Below are 17230 nucleotides of genomic sequence, written 5' to 3'. Positions count from 1 at the left end.
GCGAAAAAACCTCGCGTTCGGACCGGCGAACTGGTGCTTTCCCGCTTTCGCGCGGCGGGTGGAGCCACTACATCTGCCGCGCAGGAGTTGCGGGCGCGCGACGCGTCCGCGCTGCCACGAGGAGAGTCGCCATGCTCAACAACATCGGCCTTCCGGGCCTTCTTCTCATCGCGATCGTCGTTCTGGTGCTCTTCGGCCGCGGCAAGATCAGCTCGCTCATGGGCGAGGTCGGCAAGGGGATCACCGCGTTCAAGAAGGGCGTGAAGGACGGCACCGAGGAACTCGAGAACCAGTCGGCAGAAGGCGAGCCCGCCCGCGACGTGACGCCCGAAGACGAGCGCGAGAAAGACAAGGTCTGATCCATGCTCGACCTGGGCTGGACGGAGCTTCTCGTCATCGGGATCGTCGCGCTGATCGTGGTGGGGCCCAAGGATCTGCCGGTGCTCTTCCGCAACGTCGGCCGGTTCATGGGCAAGGCGCGCGCGATGGCGCGCGAGTTTTCCCGCGCCATGAACGAGGCGGCCGAGGAGAGCGGCGTCAAGGAGGCCACGCAGGGCTTCAAGGACATGACCAGCGCCAAGTCGATGGGCCTCGACGGGCTCGAGAAGTCGCTCCGCGAGAGCGCGCGCTGGGATCCCGACAGCGAGACCGCCAAGCTCGCGCGCGAACGCGCCGCCGAGGCGCAGAAGCGACGCGATGCGCTGCGCGAGAAAAGGGACGGCGAGAGCGGCGAGACGGCGCCCGCGGGTCAGTCCTGGAACAAGGCCAGCGGCGAGACGCCCGATGCGGCGCGACCCGCGGAGCCCGAGGCGGCACCCGCCGGCGATGCGCCTGCCCCTGAGGACCGCAAGGAATGACGAAGGCCGACGAGGTCGACGAGATCGACGATTCCCAGGCACCGCTGATCGAGCATCTGGCGGAGCTGCGCACGCGGCTGATCCGCTCGGTGCTCGCCTTCATCGTCGGCATGGTGATCTGCTTCACCGTCTGGAACCCGATCTTCGACTTCCTCACGCGGCCGCTCTGCGACGCCATGGCGATCCGCGGCATGTCCGACTGCGGCCTGATCCTGATCCGGCTGCAGGAAGGCTTCTTCGTCGCGGTCTCGATCTCGCTTCTGGGCGGGCTGGTGCTGTCCTTCCCGGTGATCAGCTTCCAGATGTGGCGCTTCGTGGCGCCGGGGCTCTACAAGTCCGAAAAGGGCGCCTTCCTGCCCTTCATGCTGGCCTCGCCCTTCATGTTCTTCCTGGGCGCGGCCTTCGCCTATTACGTCGTCACGCCGCTCGCCTTCGACTTCTTCCTGGGCTTCCAGCAGCCGGGCACCGTGCTCGACCAGGGCGAGGTCGAGAACGCCACCGCCGGCATCGCCTTCCAGGGCTCGGCGCAGGAATATCTCTCGCTCACCATCAAGTTCATCGTGGCCTTCGGCCTGTGCTTCCAGCTGCCCGTGCTGCTCACGCTGATGGGCAAGGCGGGCCTGGTGAGCGCCGAGGGGCTCCGGACGGTGCGCAAATACGCCGTGGTCGGCATCCTCGTGCTGGCCGCGCTGGTCACGCCGCCCGATGTCATCACGCAGGTGATCCTCTTCGTCGTGGTCTATGGGCTCTACGAGGTCTCGATCTGGCTGGTGAAGCGGGTCGAGACGAAGCGCGAGGCGGAGCTCAAGGCACAGGGCCTGTGGTTCGAGGACGACGACGATCCCTACGGCGAGGGCCGCGACGAGGACGACCCGCTGATGCGGGAGTTCGACGAGGACGAGGAGGACCGCGGCCGATGAGGGACGCGGGCGGCGACGCCGAGGCGCTGACCCGCATCGCCGCGGCGCTCGAGCGCATCGCGCCCGCGCCGCGGCCTTCGCCCGATTTCGACGGGGCGGAGGCCTTCGTCTGGCATACCGAGCCCGACCGGCTGGAGCCGGTGGGCCGCGTGAACCGGGTGGATCTGTCCCTGCTGGTCGGAATCGAACGGGTGCGCGACATCCTGCTCGCCAACACCCGCGCCTTCGCGCGGGGCCTGCCGGCCAACAACGCGCTGCTCTGGGGCGCGCGGGGCATGGGCAAGAGCTCTCTGGTCAAGGCCGTGCATGCGGAGGTGGTGGCCGAGGGCCATGCGCTGAAGATCGTGGAGCTTCAGCGCGAGGACCTGCCGAGCGTCGGCCGCCTGCTGGGCCTGCTCCGCGCGGCGTCCGAGCATCGCTTCCTGCTCTTCTGCGACGATCTCTCGTTCAGCCAGGACGACCAGCACTACAAGAGCCTGAAGGCGGTGCTCGACGGGGGGGTCGAGGGGCGGCCGGAGAACGTGGTGCTCTACGCGACCTCGAACCGCCGCCACCTGATGCCGCGCGACATGATCGAGAACGAGCGCTCGACGGCGATCAATCCGTCGGAAGCGGTGGAGGAGAAGGTCTCGCTCTCCGACCGCTTCGGTCTGTGGCTCGGCTTCCATCCCTGCAGCCAGGACGAGTATCTGGAGATGATCCGCGGCTATTGCGCGGCCTACGGGTTGGAGATCGCCGAGGAGCGCCTGCGCGCCGAGGCGATCGAGTGGCAGGCCACGCGCGGCGCGCGCTCGGGCCGGGTCGCCTGGCAGTTCTTCGTGGACCTCGCCGGACGCGAGGGCGTGCGGCTGCGCTGAGCCAGCCGCTCATCGCGCCCGTGCGGGCGCTCTTCGCGAGAAGGCCCGTCAGGGCCGCCGAGCGCCCGCCAGGCCGCGCAGCAACGCCGGCAGGCTGGCGCGCAGCCGCGGCATGCCGCCCGGCCGCCAACCCAGCGCCCGCAGCCGGTGGCACCGCATGACGCTCACCGGGGCGTCGCTCGCCGGGGGAAGGGGATGCGCGCAGCCCGTCGCCCGCGCCACCTCCGCCAGCAGATCGCGCCGGTCGAGCAGGATATCCGAGACGTTGAAGACCCCCTCGCCCAGCCGCTCCTCCGGCGCAGTGAGCAGGATCCGCGCGGCCGCGGCGAGATCCTCCCCGTGCACCTCTGTTCCCCGACGGGGGACAATCTCCCCTCCGGCAAGGAAATTGTCGAAGAGATCGGCCCATTTGTGCCGCTGGCCCGGACCCGCCGGCCCGTAGACCCCGGTGGCGCGCAGCGCCACCCCGCCGCGAAGATCCGCCAGCGCCGCCTCGGCCTCGGCCTTCACCTTGCCGTAGAGCGTATCGGGCCGGGGGGGCATCTCCTCGGTGAGCTCGGTGCCGGGCGGGTAACCCCCGTAAACCGCCCGCGAGGAGAGGAAGATCACCCGGCCGACCCCCGCCCGCGCCGCCGCCTCGAAGAGCCGCAGCGTGCCGTCGCGGTTGGCGGAGAGGAAGCCTTCCGGATCGTCGCCCTCCCCGCCGCGATACTTGCCGGGGACGTGGCTTAAGCCTGCGTGGATCAGCGCGTCCATCCCGTCGAGCGCCGGCGGCGGTCCGCCGAGGTCGAAGGCCGCGTGATCCACCGCGCCCGAGAAAAACCCCGGGGCAGGGGGCCGTCGCGTCAGCACCGTCACCCGGTCGCCCGCCGCCAGCGCCTCCTCGACGAGGAAGCGGCCGACGAGACCCGTGCCGCCGGTGATCGCGAGCCTCATGCGGGGTTCTCGAGGGCGGCAAGATCGGGCGCCTCGCCGCGGGCAAAGGCCTGCCAGAGATCGATCAGCGGGCGCAGGCGATGGGCCTTGGCGTGGTCCTCCCACGGCTTTTCATACTGGAAGTGCAGCACCCGGATCGAGGCCCAGTCCCAGAGCGCGGGCAGGTTGAACCAGACGTATTGCAGCATGTTGTCGAAGACCGGCAGCCCGTGCCAGTCGGGGAAGTAGTCCTGCAGGAAGGTCTGATCCGTGCGCCGCCAGAAGGCGCCGGGCGCGTCGAGGCGGGCGAGCATCGCCTCGAAGGTCGCCTGCGACGGCCGCGCGGTGAAGACGCCGGAGTTCATCCGGTGGAAATCGCCGAGGCTCTCGTAGACGTTCGGCGCCGCGCAGAACTCCGGGTAGTCGAAGAGCCGGTCGATCGGGCGCAGCACCAGCGTGTCGGCGTCGAGAAAGACGACGCGCGCGTAGTCGAGCTGCCAGAGCCGGAGCTTGGCGAAATTGTCGAGGGGCGTGTGGAAGGCGGGCTTTTCGCCCTTGGTGAAGGGGGCGATCCCGTGCAGCCGATCGCGCGCGTGTGCCTGGTTGAAGGCGTCCGAGGTGGGCAGCAGATCGGTCGCCACGAGCCGCGCGCCAAGGCCGCGCAGTGGCGCGAGTGCATCATCGCCCACGCCCCCGGTGTGGAGCACCACCCGGTCCGCCGCGCTCCCCGTGCGCGCGAGCGAGTGCAGAAGCGCCCCCGCCCCGCGTGCGAAATCGGCGTTCGTCACCAGCGTGACGAAGGCGCGGTCGGAGCGGGCGGGCCGCTCCGGGCGCAGGCCGGTCATGAGACGGACTTGAGCGCCTTGCCCTCCGGGTCGCGCTCCACCCGCTGCGCGATGTCCCGTGTCCAGGCCGAGACGGCCGGCACGCGCGAGCGGTCGATGCGGTGGGCGTATTTCTTCGCCACGTCCACGACCTCTTCCAGAAGCCCCTCGGCCAGTGTCGTCGGCTCCAGCCCCAGCGCGAGGAACTGCTCGTTGCGCACGATCAGCTCGTTCTCGTCCGCCTCCTTGCGCGGGTTGGGCAGGTATTTCACCTGAGCGCCGGTGAGCTTCGCCACCAGCTCGGCCAGATCGCGCACGCGGTGCGTCTCGGTCATCTGGTTGAAGATCTTCACCCGGTCGCCGGCCCTGGGCGCGTCCCGAAGCGCAAGCTCGATGCAGCGCACCGAGTCCTGGATGTGGATGAAGGCGCGGGTCTGTCCGCCGGTACCGTGCACGGTCAGCGGATAGTCGATCGCCGCCTGGATCAGGAAGCGGTTGAGCACCGTGCCGTAGTCGCCGTCGTAGTCGAAGCGGTTGATGAGCTGCTCGTGGCGGCGCGTCTGGTCGGTGTGCGTGCCCCAGACGATGCCCTGGTGCAGGTCGGTGATCCGCAGCCCGTCGTTCTGCGCGTAGAACTGGAAGAGGATCTGATCGAGGCTCTTGGTCATGTGATAGACCGAGCCCGGCCGGGTGGGGTAGAGGATCTCGAGCCCCTTCTTCTCGCCCTCGAGGTTCTCGATCTCGACGTCGAGATAGCCCTCGGGGATCGCCGCGCCGACGTTCGAGTAGCCGTAGACTCCCATCGTGCCCAGATGCACCAGATGCGCGTCGATTCCCGTCTCCACCAGCGCGGCCAGCAGGTTGTGCGTCGCGTTGACGTTGTTGTCGACGGTGTAGACCTTGTGACGGTCGGACTTCATCGAATAGGGCGCCGCGCGCTGCTCGGCGAAATGCACGATGGCGTCGGGGCGCCACTCCGCCAGCCACTGGCGCAGGCGCTCGTAGTCGCGCGCCAGATCCAGCAGATGGAAGCGGATCGCCTCGCCCGAGACCTCCTTCCAGATGCGGCAGCGCTCCTGGATCGAGTCCATGGGCGTCAGCGACTGCACGCCGAGTTCGGTGTCGATCCAGCGGCGGGAAAGGTTGTCGACGATATGCACCTCGTGGCCGAGGCTCGACAGATGCAGCGAGGTCGGCCAGCCGACGAAGCCGTCCCCCCCGAGAATGGCGATCCGCATGGGCTGCTCTTCCTCCGGTGTCGTTTCCGCGCGCCGCTAGCGCGTGCCGCGGCCTCTGGCAAGTGAACGTTTCACGACACTAAAGGTTGCGCGATGCGCGTGCAAACCTGCCGGCGCGGCGCAGGGGGAATCGCAGGCGCGGGTTCCGCGGCTCGGGGATCCCGTGTCCGGCCCCCGTGGCGGACCGGGCCTGCAGGCGGCCCGGAGTGTCGCGATCCGCTTGCGCCCGGCCCCCGCGCAGCCCATGCTGCGAGTCGCGCCGAGAGGCCGGCGCGGTTGAAATCCGGCGCCGGACCCCCACCTTAACGGTCCGAAGAGGAGAGGGCCGAAGGCTGCCGCCACAGCGGGGTCAGCGCCCTCTTGCCAAGAACAAGGATGCATTCATGCAAGAGCCCCTGAACACCTCCTATCCCGTGCTCCCGCTCAGGGACATCGTCGTGTTTCCGCACATGATCGTGCCGCTCTTCGTCGGCCGCGAGAAGTCGGTGCGCGCGCTCGAGGAGGTGATGAAGGACGACAAGCAGATCCTGCTGTCGTCGCAGATCGACGCGGCCGAGGACGACCCGGCGCCCGAGGGCATCTATCGCACCGGCGTGCTGGCCAGCGTGCTTCAGCTTCTCAAGCTGCCCGACGGCACCGTGAAGGTGCTGGTCGAGGGGCAGTCGCGCGTGCGGATCACCGAATTCCTCGAGAACGAGGAGTATTTCGAGGCGCGCGCCGAGCACATCGAGGAATCCGAGGGCGACGCCGCCGCGATCGAGGCGCTGCTGCGCACCGTCACGGCCGAGTTCGAGCGCTACGCGAAGATCAAGAAGAACATCCCCGAAGAGGCGCTCGCCGCCGTGTCCGAGGCCAGCGATCCGGCCAAGCTCGCCGATCTGGTGGCGGGGCACCTGGGCATCGAGGTCGCGCAGAAGCAGGAACTGCTCGAGACGCCCGCCGTCAGCGAGCGGCTGGAAAAGGTCTATGGCCTGATGCAGGGCGAGATGAGCGTCCTGCAGGTCGAGAAGAAGATTAAGACCCGCGTCAAGAGCCAGATGGAGAAGACCCAGCGCGAGTATTACCTGAATGAGCAGATGAAGGCCATTCAGAAGGAGCTGGGCGACGGCGACGAGGGCGGCGAGGTCGCCGAACTCGAGGAGCGCATCGAGAACACCAAGCTCACGAAGGAGGCGCGCGAAAAGGCCGAGGCGGAGCTCAAGAAGCTCAAGACCATGAGCCCGATGAGCGCCGAGGCCACGGTTGTGCGCAATTACCTGGACTGGATGCTGTCGATCCCGTGGGGCACGAAGTCGCGCGTGAAGAAGGATCTGCACCGCGCGCAGAAGATCCTCGACGAGGATCACTACAGCCTCGAGAAGGTCAAGGAGCGCATCGTCGAGTATCTCGCCGTGCAGAGCCGCTCCAGGAAGCTCAAGGGGCCGATCCTGTGCCTCGTCGGACCTCCGGGCGTGGGCAAGACCTCGCTGGGCAAGTCCGTCGCCCGCGCCACGGGGCGCGAGTTCATCCGTATCTCGCTTGGCGGCGTGCGCGACGAGTCCGAGATCCGCGGCCACCGCCGGACCTATATCGGCTCGATGCCCGGCAAGATCATCCAGTCGATGAAGAAGGCCAAGACCACGAACCCGCTCATCCTGCTCGACGAGATCGACAAGATGGGGCAGGACTTCCGCGGCGATCCGGCGAGCGCGATGCTCGAGGTGCTCGACCCCGAGCAGAACTCGACCTTCGTGGACCATTACCTCGAGGTGGAATACGACCTCTCGAACGTGATGTTCATCACCACGGCGAACTCCTACAACATGCCCGGCCCGCTGCTGGACCGGATGGAGATCATCCCGCTCGCGGGCTACACCGAGGACGAGAAGCTCGAGATCGCCAAGGGGCACCTGTTGCCCAAGCAGGTGAAGAACCACGGTCTCAAGAAGGACGAGTTCACGCTGAGCGACGACGCGATCCTCGAGATCATCCGCCGCTACACCCGCGAGGCCGGCGTGCGGAACCTCGAGCGGGAGATGGCCAAGGTCGCGCGGAAGGCGGTCACCGAGATCGTGCGCGACAAGGTCAAGCGCGTCGAGGTCACGGCCGAGAACATCGACGACTATCTCGGCGTGAAGAAGTACCGCTACGGTCTGGCCGAGAAGGAGGACCAGATCGGCGTCGTCACGGGCCTCGCCTGGACGAGCGTCGGCGGCGATCTGCTGTCGATCGAGGCGCTGCGCCTGCCGGGCAAGGGCCGGATGAAGACCACCGGCACGCTGGGCGACGTGATGAAGGAATCGATCGACGCGGCCTCGAGCTTCGTGCGCTCGATCGCGCCCGACATCGGCGTGAAGCCGCCGAAGTTCGAGAAGTGGGACATCCACGTGCACGTCCCCGAGGGCGCCACGCCCAAGGACGGGCCCTCTGCCGGCATCGCGATGGTGACCTCCATCGTCTCGGTGCTCACGCAGATCCCGGTGCGCAAGGATGTCGCCATGACCGGCGAGGTCACGCTGCGCGGTAACGTGCTGGCCATCGGCGGGCTCAAGGAGAAGCTTCTCGCGGCGCTGCGGGGCGGCATCACCACGGTGCTCATCCCCGAGGAGAACGAGAAGGATCTCAAGGAGATCCCCGACAACGTGAAGGAGGGGCTGACCATCATCCCCGTCTCGAACGTCAAGGAGGTTCTCGAGCACGCCCTCGTCCGCCAGCCCGAGCCGGTCGAGTGGGACGAAACCTCCGAAGAGGCCGCCGCGGCCGAGGCCGCGCGCAGCTCGGAGGCCACCGGCGCGGTCGCGCACTGAGGCCGGCCGGGAACGGATGGCAAAGCGGGGCGCCCGAGCGGCGCCCCTTTTTTCGTCCGGGATCGGGGGCGCATGGCGCCACTCGGCCCAGGTCGCGGTGATCGGCCGTGGTTCGCGCCGGCCGAGGCGGGGGCAGGCTCGTACTGCGCCGCGCCCCCTCCCGCCCGAGCTCGTGCGAGACAGGCTGCGGGCGCAGACTCCGCTTGGCATCGCCCGTCTGGTGCCCGTCGACGAGTCCCGGCCGGTGGCCCGGGACGCGCTGCAGGCCCCTCCTCGACGGGGTCTTCGGTCCGATGGGGGCTCGGCGCGCGTGAAACGGCGCCGTCCGCGTCGCCTGTGTCGAAGACGCGCCTCGAAGGACCGCGGTGCTTGGCGCCAATGGCTGCCCGTTCCCGCAGACGCGTCCCGACCTCTTGCGAAGCCGTGCGAGGCGCGCTAAACGCTGCTCGCGCGGGTGATTAGCTCAGTGGTAGAGCGCTTCGTTCACATCGAAGATGTCGGGAGTTCGAATCTCTCATCACCCACCATCTTGCCACAGCTTCCGGGTCCGGAGCTCGAGCTCCTCGCGCCCCCGGGCGTAGCGGTTCGGCCGATCTGCCGCTCTCTTCGTGGCAGGTCCGCCCGAAGCGGCGTGCGACGCGACGAACGCCTTGTCCGTGGTCGTGACGTCGCTGCGCGAGCTCGCCGCGCAGTTCAGGTGTAGCCGTCCGGCGCCTTGCGCAGCGCGGGCCACTGGCGGGGCCAGTGGCCGTAGATCACGAAGGCGCCGCGCCGGTCGGCGAGATCCAGCAGGCGCTCGGCGTGATGCAGGGCGGTTGCCGCCTCGGTCGTCCCCTCGAACCCTTCCGACACCTCCTCGGGCCGCGAGATCGCGTCCGATGTCAGCAGCACTGGCCCCGTCTCGGGCAGCTCGAGCATCAGCGCGAGCTGCCCGGGGGCGTGGCCGGGGGCGAGAAACACCTCGAAGCCCGGCCCGATCGTGGCATCCGAGTCGAGCGTCACGTAGTCGCGCGCCGGCCAAGCCAGCGGCTGCACATCGCCCCAGTAGAGCGGGCGGGGCAGGGCGCGTTCGGGCGCTCCGATCAGCATCGGCGCCTGCCGGAAGTCTTCCAGCCCGCCCAGGTGGTCGATGTGGGTGTGGGTCAGGATGAAGAGATCGATCTCCTCAGGCGCGACGCCCGCTCTGGCGAGCTGCGCGCGCGCGGTGTTCTGAGGTCCGCAACCGAGCACCTCGCCGAAGGTATCGAGCCGATCCTCACGGCTGGCCGCCGCGGCGTCCTGCGCGTATTTCTCGGGAAAGCCCGAGTCGACCAGCACCTTCTCGCCCCGGTCGGTCTCGATCAGATAGCCGGAGATGCCGATGTCGCGCCCCCCGCCCGCAAAGACGCGGAACAACCCGAAATCCAGCACCGTGAGCCGCGCGGGCCGTCCCCTGAGCAGCGGGTCCATGCACCTCTCCCCCTCGATTGCGGAGGCAGACTGACAGTGACGGTCCGAATTCACAAGCTGTTCCAGTATCTTCTCGACACCGCCGAAACCGGCTTCGACGCGAGCGTGAGCTTTTCCAACGCGCGCGCGCCGCGCCTCGGCGACTTTCTCGGCGCGCTCGATCCCGAGCTGTCGCTCGACTGGAACAATCGCGATTTCCGCGGCCTGCCGGAGCTGCGCGCGCATGTGCTGCGCGCGACCGGCCTCGAAGGGCGCTGCCGGCTCGAGGACGTGCTGATCACCGCGGGCGCGGCCGAGGCCAACTACCTCGCCATCATGCAGCGGGTCGCGCCCGGCGACGAGATCGTCGTGGAGGCGCCGGGCTGGCCGCAGGCCGAGGTGCTGGCCGACGGCATCGGCGCCACAGCGCGGCGCGTGCACCGGCGCGAGGACGAGGGCTGGCGCCTGCCCCTCGACGCCCTGGCCGAGGCCGTCACGCCGCGCACCAAACTGATCTTTCTCAGCAACCCGAACAATCCCACAGGCCAGCTTCTCACCGATGGCGAGATCGAGCGCGCCGCCGGGATCGCCGCGCGCGTCGGCGCCTGGCTCATCGTCGACGAGGTCTATGCCGGGCTGGAATGGGACGGGGTGCCGGCGCCCTCGGTCGCCGGCCTCTACGAGCGCGGCATCACCACGGGCAGCGTGTCCAAGGCGCTCGGGCTGCAGGGCCTGCGCACCGGCTGGCTGATCTGCCGCGATCCGGACCTCGTGATGGATGCGGTGATCCTGCGCGAGAACTCCAGCGAGATCATGAACATCTGCGGCGAGGCGATCGCCGAGATCGCGATGCGCCCGGAGCGGCGCGCGGCGCTGATCGATCGCGCGAAGGCGGAGGGGCTCGCGGCGCTGGACCGGCTCGACGGCATCGTCCGGGCCAGCGACCTTCTGGCGTGGCACCGCCCGCAGGCCGGGCTGATCGGCCTGGCGCGGATCGCGGGGGATCTCGACGGCGAGGCCTTCGCGGCGCGACTGGGCAGCGACCCCTGGCGCACCTTCGCGCTTCCGGGCGCGGCCTACGGCCTGCCGCAGCACGTGCGCCTGGGCGTGGGCGGCGGCGAGGACGTGGCGCTCGACACGGGGATGGCCCGGCTCGAGGGGTTGCTGGGCGACCTCGCGGCGACAGGCTAGCGACGCGCGGCGGCTGCGCCCGACAGGCGCCGAGGACGGCTCGCGGCGTCGGTTCGGCGCCCGGGGCCTGGCCGGGAAGAGCCCCCGCGGGACGGTTGCAGAGGGCTGCGATTTCTGGCGCAGGACCGCTTGACGCCGCCCGTCGCACCGCATAAGACACGGCTCACCGGGCACACGCGGCCCGGTCGCACAAGCGGGCGGTTGTAGCTCAGTTGGTTAGAGTACCGGCCTGTCACGCCGGGGGTCGCGGGTTCGAGCCCCGTCAACCGCGCCACGCTTGCAGCATGATCCGCAAAGCCGCCGTCGGCCCCGCGCCACGGCGGCTTTCCGGTTCCCGAGGCCACTGACGGGCGCCGTCCGGTCCTTCTTCTTGGAGAGAAATATCCCGGGGGTGAGGCCCGCAAGGGCCGAGGGGGCAGAGCCCCCTTTGCGGCGGCACGCCCACGCGCTCAGGTCTTGCCGCCCCCGCGCTTAAGGGGGACGCCGTATAGTTCGAGCTTGTGGCCCTTCAGGCGATAGCCAAGACGCTCGGCGATGCGCTCCTGCAGCTCTTCGATCTCGGGATCGACGAACTCGATCACCTCGCCGGTGGCGAGGTCGATCAGGTGGTCGTGATGCTCGCGGTCGGCATCCTCGTAGCGCGCGCGGCCGTCGCCGAACTCGACCCGCTCCAGGATGCCGGCCTCCTCGAAGAGCTTGACCGTCCGATAGACGGTGGCGAGCGAAATCGCACCGTCGCGCGCGGCGGCGCGGGCGTAGAGCTCTTCGACATCGGGATGATCCGTCGCCTCCTCGAGCACCGAGGCGATGGTCCGGCGCTGACCGGTCATGCGCAGGCCCTTGGCCTCGCAGCGCTCCAGGATCGTCTCGGGCATCGCAGCTCCGCCGATGGGCTTCACCGACACCTGACTTAGGCCAAACTGGCGGGCGGATAAAGGCCTGCAACTCAAAGGAGCAGACGGCCCTCCATGATCCTCCGCGCGCCCCCCGAGACCGTGACGGACCGCCCGTCCGCCTCGAGGCCGATCAGCGAGGGGCGGCCCATGTCTTCGCCCTGCCGCAGGCTCAGGCGCAGCGGTCGCTCGTCCTGCGCCAGGTAGGCCGCAAGCGCCGCGGCCGCGCTGCCCGTGGCCGGATCCTCGGGAATCTGGTCGAGCGGCGCGAACATGCGCGCGTGCACCGCCGCGCCGTCGCGGACATAGGCGTATTGCGCGAAGTCGAGCGCGCCCGGATACGCATCGCGCCCCGCTTCGAAGGCGGCCGTGTCGGGGCGGCAGGCCGAAAGCGCCGCGCGGTCCGCGAGTTCGGTGAGCGTGAAGGGCAGGCCGACCGAGGCCATGACGGGCGGATTGCGCGTCGTCACGATCCGGTCGCCCGGCAGGCCCAGCGCGCGGGCGACGAGCGCCGGCTCGGGATAGGCCAGCACCTCGAGCGGCGCCGCGGTGGTGAAGCGCGCCGCGCCCTGCGCCGCATGGGCGGGCAGGGGGCCGATGCCGAGCTCCAGCACCATCTCGGGGCCCAGGCCCGCCTCGACCAGCGCGACCGCCGTGCCGATCGTCGGATGGCCGGCGAAGGGAACTTCCATCGTCGGCGTGAAGATCCGCACCCGGGCGGAATGCGCCGGATCCTCCGGCGGATAGACGAAGGTCGTCTCGGAGAAGTTGAACTCGCGCGCGACCTGCTGCAGCGCCGCCTCGGGGAGCGTGTCGGCCGCCGGGATCACCGCCAGCTGATTGCCCTCGAAGGGCGCCTCGGCGAAGACGTCGTAGACGAGATAACGGGTCATGCGGGAGTCCTCCTCCGGGCGCAGTGTCGCGCAGGATGCAGCCCCTGACCAGAGCGCGCAGATCGCGGTTGACCTTCCCCGCGCGGCCCGCGCAACTGTGCGCCATGGAGCGCAAGGCGAGCATGGACGCGGCCGGCGCGGCGCTGCTGCTGGGATGCGCGCTGCTCTTCGGCCTCAACAACGTGACGATCAAGGTGGCGAACGGCGGCTTCCAGCCGCTGTTTCAGGCCGGGCTGCGCTCGCTGGGCGCGGTCGTCCTCATCGGGCTCTGGATGCGCCTGCGGGGCATTCCCCTTCCGGGCGCCGGCGTCTATCGCCGGGGCGGCGTGCTGATCGGGCTCTTCTTCACGGCCGAGTTCGTCTGCCTCTACATCGCGCTCGATCTCACGACCGTGGCGCGGGCGAGCATCATCTTCTACTCGATGCCGGTGTGGCTGGCGCTCGCGGCGCATGCGCTGCTCCCGGGCGAGCGGCTGACCATGGTGCGCCTGGCCGGTCTGGGGCTGGCCATGGCCGGCGTCGCCTGGGCGCTTCTCGACCGGCCGGGCGGGCCCGAGGGCGAGGGGCCATCGCTGCTCGGCGACGTGCTGGCGCTGATCGCGGCGATGTGCTGGGCGGGCATTCCGCTGGTGATCCGGCTCACGGGTCTGTCGCGCGAGCGGGCCGAGACGCAGCTGTTCTGCCAGCTCGCGGTCTCGGTGCCGCTCTTTCTCGGGCTGTCGCTGCTGGGCGGTCCGCTGCTGCGCGACCCGCAGTTCGTGCACGTCGCCAGCGTCGTCTATCAGTTCGCCGTGGTGGCGAGCGGCGTCTTCCTCGTGTGGTTCTGGCTGATCTCGATCTACCCGGCCTCCGCGGTCGCCTCCTTCAGCTTCGTCACGCCGGTGGCGAGCGTGGCGCTCGGCTGGGCGCTTCTCGACGAGCCGGTCGGGCCGGGCGTGCTCGGCGCGCTGGCGCTGGTCGCGGCGGGGCTGTTCTTCATCAACCGCCCCGCGCCCGCGCCGAAGGCCGCCTGACGCCGGAGCCGCGGCATCCGCCGCGACGGTCCCGCGGCAAATCTGTCGCAATGGACAAGCCCCGGAGCCTGTGCCAGCCTGCGTGCGATGGTGTCCGGCCCTTCACGGCCGGCTGAAAAGGGAACGCGGTGCGCCCCGGCGGGGCAACTCCGCGGCTGCCCCCGCAACTGTGAGCGGCGAGCGAGACCGGAGACAGCCACTGGGCGAGAGGCCCGGGAAGGTCCGGGGGAGCGACGACCCGCAAGCCAGGAGACCTGCCATCTCCGGCGCGACGCGCCGCAGTCATCTGAACCCGGGCGGGGCGCCCGGAGCGGAGAGACCGGAATGGACCGCGAGCGGCCCGACGGCATCGCCGACACCCCGTGCCCCCGCCCCCTTGCGCGGAGGGCGCGATGCTTCTGGACCATACGATTTCGCAACTCGACATAGGCCCGGTGCCGCCCGAGCGGGCGGCCGAGATGGGTCGCCTGGGCTACATGCAGTGGCTGGGCGCGCTGCCCGGCCATTCCGACTACAGGCAGGAGGCCATGCGCGCCCATGCGCAGGCCTTGCCCTTCGCCCGGCGCTCTCCCGCGGTCGCGGCCTTCTGCGAGCTTCTGGTCGCCTCGACGCGCATGCCGCCCGCGCCCTTGCCCCTGTCGCTGCCCTTGCGACACCGGCGCGGCGGCGCGCGGGCGCGGCGTGCGACCGATCGGTGACGGCGCGAAGCCTGCGCGAAACGACGACGGCGCAGGGCGAACCGAAAAGAGGAGCGGCATGAGGAGCTTTCCGCCGGAGCGCATCGTCTGCCTGACCGAAGAGACGGTGGAGACGCTCTACCTGCTTGGTGAGGAAGACCGGATCGTGGGAGTCTCGGGCTACGCGGTGCGGCCGAAGCGTGTGCGCCGCGAAAAGCCGCGCGTTTCGGCCTTCACCTCCGCCGACATCCCGAAGATCCTGGCGCTCGAGCCCGATCTCGTTCTCACCTTCTCGGACCTGCAGGCCGACATCGCGGCGGAATTGCTGCGCGCAGGCGTGACCGTCACCGGCTACAATCAGCGCGACGTGGCCGGCATCCTGGCGATGATACGGCACCTGGGCGCCACGGTCGGGCAGGCTGGCCGGGCCGACCGGCTCGCGGCCGACTACGAACGCCGCCTCGAGGCTGTCGCGGCGCAGGCCCGGGGCGGGTCGCGTCCGCTGGTCTATTTCGAGGAATGGGACGAGCCCATGATCTCGGGGATCAAATGGGTCTCGGAGCTGATCGAGATCGCGGGCGGGCGCGAAGCCTTCCCGGAGCTCGCCGCACAGGGGGCTGCGCGCGACCGCATCGTCGGGGCCGAACGGGTGATCGACGCCGCGCCGGAGGTGATCCTCGCCTCCTGGTGCGGCAAGAAGGTCCGGCCCGAGAAGATCGCCGCGCGACCGGGCTGGAGCGCGATCCCCGCGGTGCGCGACGGCCGCATCGCGGAGATCAAGTCGCCCCTCATCCTGCAGCCGGGGCCGGCCGCTCTGACCGACGGGCTCGACGCGATCCGGGCGGCGCTGGCATGACCCCGCGGCCTGCCGTGATGTCCTGGAGTTCGGGCAAGGACAGCGCGATGGCGCTGCACGCGGCCCGGCAGGAGCCGGCGCTGGAGGTCGTGGCGCTCCTGTCGACCTTCAACGAATGCGCGGCGCGCGTGGCCATCCACGGCACACGGCGCGAGGTGGCGCGGGCGCAGGCCGCCGCGCTGGGGCTGCCGCTGATCGAGGTCGATCTGCCCGCGCCTTGCCCGAACGCCGTCTATGAAGAGCGCCTCGGCGCCGCAACGCGGCGCCTGCGGGACGACGGCGTGGAGGACTGGATCTTCGGCGACCTCTTCCTCGACGACATCCGCGCCTATCGCGAGGCGCAGCTCGCGCCCCTCGGCCTTGCGGCGCATTTCCCGCTCTGGGGCCGGGATACCCGCGCGCTCGCGCAGGAGATGCTGGCGGCGGGGATCGACGCGCGGATCGTCACGCTGGACCCGCAGCGCCTCCCGCCAGCGCTCTGTGGCGCGCGCTTCGACGCGGGGTTTCTCGCCGCGCTGCCCGAGGGCGTCGACCCCTGCGGCGAGCGTGGCGAGTTTCACACGGTCGTCGCCCAGGCCCCGGGCTTCGCGGCGGCGCTCGATCTCCGCCGCGGCGCGACCGTGGCGCGCGAGGGCTTCGTCTACACCGATTTCACCCTCGGCGCGGCGGGCTGATCCGGGCGTGCCTGGGTCGCGTTCCGCGCGCGGCTTGTATCGGGCAGGCGGCGACCACATTTGTCGGGGTGGCACGGCCTGCGCGTTCCTTGCTAAAGTGGCAGGACGATCGCGCCGCCGCCCCGGAGCCGCAGGCGAAGCGGCCCCGAGAGCGGTGACGCGCCGCATCACGAAACGGATCTTACGCCTTGAACGCCAAGACCTCGCCAGCCGCGCGCCTCTCCGTCGCGCCCATGATGGACTGGACCGACAGCGCCTGTCGGGTGTTCCATCGTGCGCTCTCGCGCCGGGCGTTGCTCTACACCGAGATGGTGACATCGGCCGCGCTCGTGCGCGGGGGGGCGGTGCATCTGCTTCGGCACGCGCCCTGCGAGCACCCGGTGGCGCTGCAGCTCGGCGGCTCGGATCCCGACGAGCTTGCGCAGGCCGCGAGGCTGGGCGCGGAGGCAGGCTTCGACGAGATCAACCTCAACGTGGGCTGTCCCTCGGACCGCGTGCAGTCGGGCTGTTTCGGCGCGGTGCTGATGCGCTCGCCCGGCCTCGTCGCCGATTGCGTCGCCGCGATGCGCGCCGCGGTCGCGGTGCCCGTCACCGTGAAATGCCGGATCGGCGTGGACGATCAGGATCCCGAGGCGGTGCTGCCGGATTTTCTCGAGCGGATGCGCGCGGCCGGCGCCGCGCATGTGATCGTGCATGCGCGCAAGGCCTGGCTTCAGGGGCTCTCGCCCAAGGAGAACCGCGATGTGCCGCCGCTCGACTATGATCTCGTGCGCAGGATGCGCGCGGCCTTTCCGGACCTGCCGCTCTCGATCAACGGGGGCGTCGGCACGCTCGACGCGGTGGAACGTCTTCTGGCCGAGGGCTTCGACGGCGTGATGGTGGGGCGGGCGGCCTATCACCGCCCCTTCGACATTCTCGGGCAGGCCGACGCGCGGATCTGGGGCGAGGATCGCGTCGCCTCGCGGGAAGGCGCGGTGCGCGCGATGCTGCCGCATATCGAGCGGCATCTGGCCGAGGGCGGCCGACTCCATCAGGTGACGCGGCACATGCTCGGGCTTTTCGCAGGCCGGCCCGGCGCCCGGCGCTGGCGCCAGATCCTGTCGGAGGGCGCGAGCCGCCGCGGTGCCGGACCGGACCTGCTCGAGGCTGCGCTGGCGCAGGTCGCGCCGGAGCCTGTGCCTGCCTCGGCCACCCGCGCGGCGGTCTGA

At 70.2% G+C, this 17230-nt stretch carries 17 protein-coding genes, 2 tRNA genes and 1 riboswitch; of the genes, 13 read left to right on the top strand and 6 right to left on the bottom strand.

From position 1 onward, the window contains the following. The first annotated feature begins 131 nt into the window (after positions 1–131). Genes DRV85_RS01130 through DRV85_RS01115 form a run of 4 tightly spaced genes read left to right on the top strand, consistent with a single transcriptional unit; the run spans position 132 to position 2634 of the window. On the top strand, positions 132–359 hold the full coding sequence (locus DRV85_RS01130; RefSeq protein WP_113287585.1) for a twin-arginine translocase TatA/TatE family subunit: 228 nt from the start codon (positions 132–134) through the stop codon (positions 357–359). A gap of 3 nt (positions 360–362) precedes the next feature. Further along, on the top strand, positions 363–857 hold the full coding sequence (gene tatB, locus DRV85_RS01125) for a Sec-independent protein translocase protein TatB (RefSeq protein WP_113287584.1): 495 nt from the start codon (positions 363–365) through the stop codon (positions 855–857). After that, positions 854–1777 carry a twin-arginine translocase subunit TatC gene (gene tatC, locus DRV85_RS01120; protein ID WP_113287583.1) on the top strand — a complete coding sequence of 308 codons (924 nt, stop codon included), beginning with the start codon at positions 854–856 and terminating at the stop codon, positions 1775–1777. The genes tatB and tatC overlap by 4 nt, the downstream gene beginning before the upstream one ends. Then, positions 1774–2634, top strand: coding sequence for an ATP-binding protein (locus tag DRV85_RS01115; protein WP_113287582.1), 861 nt, complete (start codon positions 1774–1776; stop codon positions 2632–2634). The genes tatC and DRV85_RS01115 overlap by 4 nt, the downstream gene beginning before the upstream one ends. A 48-nt stretch (positions 2635–2682) precedes the next feature. Here the strand turns inward: DRV85_RS01115 and DRV85_RS01110 are convergent, their stop codons facing one another. The 3 genes from DRV85_RS01110 to DRV85_RS01100 are packed head-to-tail and all read right to left on the bottom strand — an operon-like array spanning position 2683 to position 5611. Beyond that, a complete protein-coding gene (locus DRV85_RS01110; protein ID WP_113287581.1) occupies positions 2683–3570 on the bottom strand; it encodes an NAD-dependent epimerase/dehydratase family protein in 888 nt (295 codons plus the stop codon). Continuing rightward, positions 3567–4394: a glycosyltransferase gene (locus DRV85_RS01105; protein WP_113287580.1), complete on the bottom strand. Its 828-nt coding sequence runs from the start codon at positions 4392–4394 to the stop codon at positions 3567–3569. Before DRV85_RS01105 ends, DRV85_RS01110 begins: the two co-directional genes overlap by 4 nt. Then, positions 4391–5611: an NAD-dependent epimerase/dehydratase family protein gene (locus tag DRV85_RS01100; RefSeq protein ID WP_113287579.1), complete on the bottom strand. Its 1221-nt coding sequence runs from the start codon at positions 5609–5611 to the stop codon at positions 4391–4393. Before DRV85_RS01100 ends, DRV85_RS01105 begins: the two co-directional genes overlap by 4 nt. Positions 5612–5994: 383 nt before the next feature. Between DRV85_RS01100 and lon the strand changes: the two genes are divergently transcribed. Together lon and DRV85_RS01090 are read left to right on the top strand one after the other, a co-directional pair. Continuing rightward, on the top strand, positions 5995–8397 hold the full coding sequence (lon, locus tag DRV85_RS01095; RefSeq protein WP_113287578.1) for an endopeptidase La: 2403 nt from the start codon (positions 5995–5997) through the stop codon (positions 8395–8397). Between the two features lie 452 nt (positions 8398–8849). Continuing rightward, positions 8850–8924 (top strand) — tRNA-Val (locus DRV85_RS01090). Positions 8925–9090: 166 nt separating this feature from the next. On the opposite strand, the gene DRV85_RS01085 is transcribed toward DRV85_RS01090, so the two are convergent. Then, positions 9091–9846, bottom strand: coding sequence for an MBL fold metallo-hydrolase (locus DRV85_RS01085; RefSeq protein ID WP_113287577.1), 756 nt, complete (start codon positions 9844–9846; stop codon positions 9091–9093). Positions 9847–9882: 36 nt separating this feature from the next. On the opposite strand from DRV85_RS01085, the gene DRV85_RS01080 reads away from it, so the two are divergent. Beyond that, the gene (locus DRV85_RS01080) at positions 9883–11016 is read left to right on the top strand and encodes a pyridoxal phosphate-dependent aminotransferase (protein ID WP_113287576.1); all 1134 of its coding nucleotides are present in this window, start codon (positions 9883–9885) and stop codon (positions 11014–11016) included. Between the two features lie 197 nt (positions 11017–11213). After that, a tRNA-Asp gene (locus DRV85_RS01075) sits at positions 11214–11290 on the top strand. A 175-nt stretch (positions 11291–11465) separates the two neighbouring features. On the opposite strand, the gene DRV85_RS01070 is transcribed toward DRV85_RS01075, so the two are convergent. Together DRV85_RS01070 and DRV85_RS01065 are read right to left on the bottom strand one after the other, a co-directional pair. Beyond that, complete coding sequence (locus DRV85_RS01070) at positions 11466–11891, bottom strand: Fur family transcriptional regulator (protein WP_113287575.1); 426 nt, start codon at positions 11889–11891, stop codon at positions 11466–11468. A 71-nt stretch (positions 11892–11962) separates the two neighbouring features. Beyond that, positions 11963–12802, bottom strand: coding sequence for a PhzF family phenazine biosynthesis protein (locus DRV85_RS01065; protein WP_113287574.1), 840 nt, complete (start codon positions 12800–12802; stop codon positions 11963–11965). Positions 12803–12906: 104 nt separating this feature from the next. Between DRV85_RS01065 and DRV85_RS01060 the strand changes: the two genes are divergently transcribed. The 5 genes from DRV85_RS01060 to dusA all read left to right on the top strand — a co-directional run bounded on the left by DRV85_RS01060 (position 12907) and on the right by dusA (position 17230). After that, positions 12907–13815 carry a DMT family transporter gene (locus DRV85_RS01060; RefSeq protein WP_113287764.1) on the top strand — a complete coding sequence of 303 codons (909 nt, stop codon included), beginning with the start codon at positions 12907–12909 and terminating at the stop codon, positions 13813–13815. 71 nt (positions 13816–13886) lie between these two features. Beyond that, positions 13887–14091: riboswitch (cobalamin riboswitch) on the top strand. Between the two features lie 116 nt (positions 14092–14207). Beyond that, on the top strand, positions 14208–14513 hold the full coding sequence (locus DRV85_RS01055) for a hypothetical protein (protein WP_113287573.1): 306 nt from the start codon (positions 14208–14210) through the stop codon (positions 14511–14513). Between the two features lie 58 nt (positions 14514–14571). Next, positions 14572–15348 carry a cobalamin-binding protein gene (locus DRV85_RS01050; protein ID WP_113287572.1) on the top strand — a complete coding sequence of 259 codons (777 nt, stop codon included), beginning with the start codon at positions 14572–14574 and terminating at the stop codon, positions 15346–15348. Further along, positions 15345–16022, top strand: a complete 678-nt coding sequence (locus DRV85_RS01045) for an adenine nucleotide alpha hydrolase (RefSeq protein WP_199525738.1) — start codon at positions 15345–15347, stop codon at positions 16020–16022. Before DRV85_RS01050 ends, DRV85_RS01045 begins: the two co-directional genes overlap by 4 nt. A 188-nt stretch (positions 16023–16210) precedes the next feature. Next, positions 16211–17230, top strand: a complete 1020-nt coding sequence (gene dusA, locus DRV85_RS01040; protein ID WP_275401706.1) for a tRNA dihydrouridine(20/20a) synthase DusA — start codon at positions 16211–16213, stop codon at positions 17228–17230.

The organism is Rhodosalinus halophilus, from assembly GCF_003298775.1.
Classification (GTDB): domain Bacteria; phylum Pseudomonadota; class Alphaproteobacteria; order Rhodobacterales; family Rhodobacteraceae; genus Rhodosalinus; species Rhodosalinus halophilus.
This window is presented reverse-complemented; position numbering and strand designations above follow the sequence as displayed.